This is a genomic window from Tibeticola sp., from assembly GCF_022759015.1.
GTDB classification, from domain to species: Bacteria; Pseudomonadota; Gammaproteobacteria; order Burkholderiales; family Burkholderiaceae_C; genus Tibeticola; species Tibeticola sediminis.
This window is the reverse complement of sequence record NZ_JAEMQB010000017.1, coordinates 1-5,084: the sequence shown is the minus strand read 5'-3', so window position 1 is coordinate 5,084 and position 5,084 is coordinate 1. Positions and strand designations below refer to the sequence as shown.

6 protein-coding genes are annotated in these 5,084 nt (G+C 67.4%); 4 read left to right on the top strand and 2 right to left on the bottom strand.

Annotation, left to right across the window (positions count from 1 at the left end; translation table 11 throughout):
- Window positions 1–207 precede the first annotated feature (207 nt).
- Window positions 208–693, bottom strand: a complete 486-nt coding sequence (locus tag JHC36_RS01325) for an SEC-C metal-binding domain-containing protein (protein ID WP_287914891.1) — start codon at window positions 691–693, stop codon at window positions 208–210.
- Between the two features lie 31 nt (window positions 694–724).
- Between JHC36_RS01325 and JHC36_RS01320 the strand changes: the two genes are divergently transcribed.
- From JHC36_RS01320 to JHC36_RS01305, 4 genes are all read left to right on the top strand, one after another.
- Window positions 725–1,300, top strand: coding sequence for a hypothetical protein (locus tag JHC36_RS01320; protein ID WP_287914888.1), 576 nt, complete (start codon window positions 725–727; stop codon window positions 1,298–1,300).
- Window positions 1,301–1,393: 93 nt separating this feature from the next.
- Window positions 1,394–2,884: a DDE-type integrase/transposase/recombinase gene (locus tag JHC36_RS01315; RefSeq protein WP_287914886.1), complete on the top strand. Its 1,491-nt coding sequence runs from the start codon at window positions 1,394–1,396 to the stop codon at window positions 2,882–2,884.
- Entirely contained in the window at window positions 2,881–3,723 is an 843-nt protein-coding gene (locus JHC36_RS01310) for an ExeA family protein (RefSeq protein ID WP_287914884.1), read from the top strand. Before JHC36_RS01315 ends, JHC36_RS01310 begins: the two co-directional genes overlap by 4 nt.
- Window positions 3,724–3,731: 8 nt before the next feature.
- Window positions 3,732–4,673: an AAA family ATPase gene (locus tag JHC36_RS01305; RefSeq protein WP_287914882.1), complete on the top strand. Its 942-nt coding sequence runs from the start codon at window positions 3,732–3,734 to the stop codon at window positions 4,671–4,673.
- Between the two features lie 102 nt (window positions 4,674–4,775).
- On the opposite strand, the gene JHC36_RS01300 is transcribed toward JHC36_RS01305, so the two are convergent.
- Window positions 4,776–5,084 (bottom strand): hypothetical protein (locus JHC36_RS01300; RefSeq protein WP_287914879.1); only part of this gene is annotated, 309 nt, incomplete at its 5' end.

The following is a 5,084-nucleotide window of genomic DNA, read 5'->3' as shown; positions in this document are numbered from 1 at the left end:
GCAACACCTCTTGAATTGGGGTGGGGAGCGGTGACACTGACTGCTTCCTCATCCGACCAGGGAAGGGGTTGCACCCATGACGTATCACCAGCTCACCCAATGACCCGGCGCGCGCAAATTGATGTCAGGCGAGCGCCTTTCTGATCACGCTGGTTGAGGTTTGGTAGGTGACGTCCCTCACGCAGCGTGAGCAGAATGCAGCGGGGATTAGTCGGTGGCAGCGGGCGGATCGAGCTCGGCGATGCGGTCGAGGGCGTCGGCTTCCAACTCGGGGGCGAAGTCTCCGGGGTGCGCGCGCATGAAGTCGACAACGCTGCGGTAGCAGTCGGCGGCTTCGCGCTTCTGGCCGCGGGCTTCGTACACCATGCCGAGGCGATCGTGACCGTCGGGCACTTGGGGGTAGCGCACCAGTAATTCACGGGCGGCGCGTTCGGCCTCGTCGAGCTTTCCGGCGCGGATCAGGTCGATGACGCCGTTGGAAGCTGCGTCGAGTCCCTCGGCTTCATCGGGTTCGCCGATCGAGGCGATATAGTCTTTGAGCTGGGCCCGGTGCTGCGCCTTGAAGGCCTCTCGCTCGGCGCCGCGGGCGGCCAGGATCACTTGCTCGGCCGCCAGGTCTTTGGCCATGCAGCAGCGCTTGTACTTTTGTCCGCTCCCGCAGGGGCAGGGATCGTTGCGACCGGTCTTTGGCATAGTGGTTACTTTACCAAGACGGGAGACTGGGATGGATACCGCCCTGCTGGCCGATGGCCGGCTGTACCAGTTGCTGCAGCGCTGCGATGACGACTTGGCCGCCGAGTGTCGCGCCGGCGGCTGCCGGCGCTGCCATGGGGTGCTGCACTCGGCGCGCTACCCGCGTAAACCGCGTGGGTGCCGGGAGCAGCTGAGTCCGGAGTATGGTTGGCGGTCGAGCTTCTGTTGCGCCGAGCGGGACTGCCGCCAGCGGGCCACACCGCCGTCGTTACGGTTTCTCGGGCGCAAGGTCTATTTGGGCGCCGTGGTGGTGCTGATCGCGGCGCTGCGCTGCGGGCCGACTCCGGCCCGGATGCGCTATCTGGAGGAGTTGGTCGGGGTGAGCCGGCGCACGGTCGGGCGCTGGCGCCGGTGGTGGTGCGAGGAGCTCCCCGCTACGCCGTTCTGGCGCGCGGCCGGCGGCACGGTGATGCCGCCGGTGCCGCGGTCGCAGTTGCCGGCCGCGCTGCTGGAACGCTTTGCGGGCAGCGCCCAGGAACGCTTGCTGGGGCTGCTGCGTTTCATCTTGCCGATCACCACCGGGAGCGCCATGGCGCAGGTTATTTGAGGCCGGGGAGCGACCCGCAGAAGATGCACATGGCGGGAGACTGACGGCCGTTTTATGGTGTGCCCATCCTGGCGGAAAGGGAGCCTGACGGGCATGAGCACATCGAAACACGCCTCGGTCCACGACCGCTGGGCGCATCTGCGCTTCTCGGTGGTCGGGCAGTTGTTGGCCGCCCCGCCCGCGAAGGGGGAGCTGCGCGCCGAGCTCAAGAAGTTGGCGCAGCGCACGTGGCAGCATCCGATCACCGGGGCGCCGGTACGCTTTGCCGTGTCGACGATCGAGCGCTGGCTGTTGCAGGCCCGCCGCGAGAAGCGTGACCCGGTCGGGGTACTGCGGCGCAAGGTGCGCGCCGACGCCGGCATCCAACACGTCGTGCTCGCCGTGCGCGAGGCGCTGCGCACGCAGTACGGCGAGCATCCGAGCTGGTCGGTGCAGCTGCACTACGATAACCTGCGCGCCGTGGCCGAGCACGACCGCGCGCTGGCCCCGGTGCCGTCGTACTCGAGCATCCGGCGCTTGTTCGAGGCGCAAGGTTGGCGCAAGCGGCGGCGTCTGAGCAGCCGCGACACCGTCGGCGCCGAACGCGCCGAGGCGCGGCTGGCCGCGCGTGAAGTGCGCAGCTACGAGGCGCCGTACGTGGGCTCGTTATGGCACTGGGACGGCCATGGGGGTTCCCGCCAAGTGCTGACCGCGCGCGGCGAGTGGATCACGCCGGTGCTCATCGGCGTGATCGACGATCGCTCGCGCCTGGCCTGCCATCTGCAGTGGTACTTGACGGAGGACGCCGAGGGCGTCGCCCACGCTCTGTCGCAGGCGATCCAGAAACGGGGGCTTCCGCGCGCCGGCATGAGCGACAACGGCCAGGCGAATTTGGCCACCGAGATCAGCGAAGGGTTGGCACGGCTGGGCATCGTGCATGACACCACCCTGGCGTATTCGCCTTATATGAACGGGAAGATCGAGTCGCTATGGACCAACGTTGAAGGAAGACTGATGGCCATGCTCGAGGGAGTGCGCGACCTCACGCTGGCGAGCCTCAACGAGGCGACTCAGGCCTGGTGCGAGTACGAGTACAACCGCGCGCTGCACTCCGAGACCGGGCAGACCCCGCTGGCGCGCTATCTCGCCGGCCCTGACGTGCTGCGCCCCAGTCCCGACAGCGACGCACTCAGGCTGGCCTTCACCCGGACCGACCAGCGCCTACAGCGACGCAGCGACGGCACGCTGGTCATCGCTACGCGCCGCTTCGAGATTCCCAATCGCTACCGGCACCTGCGCCAACTGCACGTACGTTACGCGCAGTGGGATTTGAGCCAGATGCATCTGCTCGATGAACGCAGCGGCAAGATCCTGTGCCGCCTGTACCCGCAAGACAAGCAGAGCAACGCCCGCGGCGTGCGCCGGCCGCTCGAGCCCTTGGCCACCACCGCGCCGGAGAGCGCCAGCCGGCACGAGGCGCCGCGCGCTTCCGCTTCGATGGCCCCGCTGCTCGTCAAGCTGATGGCCCAGCAAACCGCCACCGGGTTGCCGCCCGCCTATCTGCCCATGGCTGGACCATCGTCGACTGAGGGGGAGGAATCATGAACAAGAAACTGCTCTCGTTGTATGGCCTGAAGTGGAATCCGTTTGCCCCCGAGGTGCCGGTGGAGGCGTTCCACGTCGGGGCGCGCCTGGATTCGTTCTGCTGGCGCGTCGAGCAGCTGGTCGGCGAGGGGGGCTTCGCCCTGGTCACCGGGCTGTCCGGGCTGGGCAAGTCGGTGACGCTGCGCGTGCTCGCCGATCGGCTGTCGGCGCTGCGCGACGTGCAGATCGGTGTGCTCAGTCGGCCTCAGGCCGGCCTGCACGACTTCTACCGCGAACTCGGCGAGCTGTTCGGGGTGCAACTGCAGCCGCACAACCGCTGGGGTGGGGCCAAGGCGCTGCGCGAGCGCTGGCAGGCGCACATCGACGCCTCGCTGTACCGCCCGCTATTGATCATCGACGAAGGTCAGGAGATGCAGCTCGCCGTGCTCAACGAACTGCGGCTGCTCTGCTCGGCACGCCTGGATTCGCACTTGCTGCTCACCGTCGTGCTGGCCGGCGATCAGCGCCTGCTCGAGCGCTTCCGCAGCGAGGAACTGCTGCCGCTGGGATCGCGCATGCGCGTGCGCCTCGCGCTGGAGCGCGCGACGCCCGAGGAACTGCGGGAGTTGCTGCAACACGCGATCGCCAAAGCCGGCGCGCCCAAGCTGATGACCGCCGAGCTGGTCGCTACGCTGTGCGATCACGCCCAGGGCAATCTACGCGCGCTGATGAACATGGCCGGCGAGTTGCTCGCCGCGGCCGCCCAGCGCGAAGCCGCCCAGATCGACGAACAACTGTTCTTCGAGACCTTCGCCGCTCCCGCGGCTGCCCCGGCCAAGGTCGCAGCACGGCGCCGGTGAACGCGACCATGCTGCCAGTCGAGCCCGCCTGGCGGCTGGCGCAACGACCCGCCGAGCAGCGCTGGCTCGTCACCGGGCTGTGGTCCGAACAGGCGGTGGGCATCGTCGGCGGCGAACCCAAGTGCTGCAAGAGCTTCCTCGCCCTCGACCTGGCTGTCGCGGTCGCGTCCGGTACCCCGTGCTTGCGCCACTTCGCGGTGCCGCATCCGGGTCGGGTATTGCTGTATGCCGCCGAAGATGCCCTGCACGTCGTGCGCCAGCGACTCGAGGGTATCTGCGCCGCCGCCGGCTGTCGTCTCGCCGACCTCGATCTGCAAGTCATCACCGCGCCCACCCTGCGGCTGGATCTGCCCGCCGATCGCTCGGCTCTCGCGTGCACCGTCGCCGAACTTCAGCCGCGGCTGCTGATCCTCGATCCCTTCGTGCGTTTGCATCGCATCGATGAGAACGCCAGCGGCGAGGTTGCGCCACTGCTCGCTCACCTGCGTGAGCTGCAACGACGCTACGCGCTGTCGGTGCTGGTGGTCCATCACGCCAAGAAATCCGCCGGCGGCATCCGCGCCGGCCAAGCCTTGCGCGGCTCTTCCGAGTTCCATGCCTGGGGCGACTCCAACCTCTACCTGCGCCGCGCGGCCCAGGCGCTCACCCTGACTATCGAACATCGCGCCGCACCGTCGCCGCCCAGCGTACCACTCGAACTACAAGCACGCGGCGAGGCACTTGCCCTGCACCTGGCGCAGTCACCGCCCGATCCAGCGCCTACGCCAAGTTCCCTCGATGAGCGCATCGCCGCCGCGCTGCAGAATGCCGCGCGGCCGCTGACCATCGGCGAACTGCGCTCCTGCTGCCGCGTCCGCAATACCACCCTCTACCAACGACTCGCCGCCCTGGCCGCCTCCGGAACCCTGCGCCGCTCCGCCGACGGCTATAAGCTCGCCGGACGCGACTGACCCCGCGCTCGTCCACCGCTTCCTGTTCCCGCTTCCGGCATCCTCTACAGACGTCGGGAAGCGGCAACGGGAAGTCCATCAAACAGCGTGCTCAGGGGTACATCAAATAGCGTGAGCACTCTCAGCCGCTGTGCGCAGGGCCGGCGCATTGGCTTGCATCAATCCATCGATCAGCGGCTGGAGATAGAGCCGCTCCGGAAAAACCACATGTTGCTCCGCAGTGACGAAGTAGAGTTGCTTCGAGCGGAGCTGCTCAATATTATTCGCCAGATCCCATGCTTCGGCATGGTCTATCGCGTCATCAGCCAACGCCTTTGCGCTTTCGGCGCGAATTGGAGGCTCAGGACCCCGCAATACCTCTTCGATAAGCGCGACTCGGCGCTGATAAAGTTTCGATCTTTGCGCAGTAGT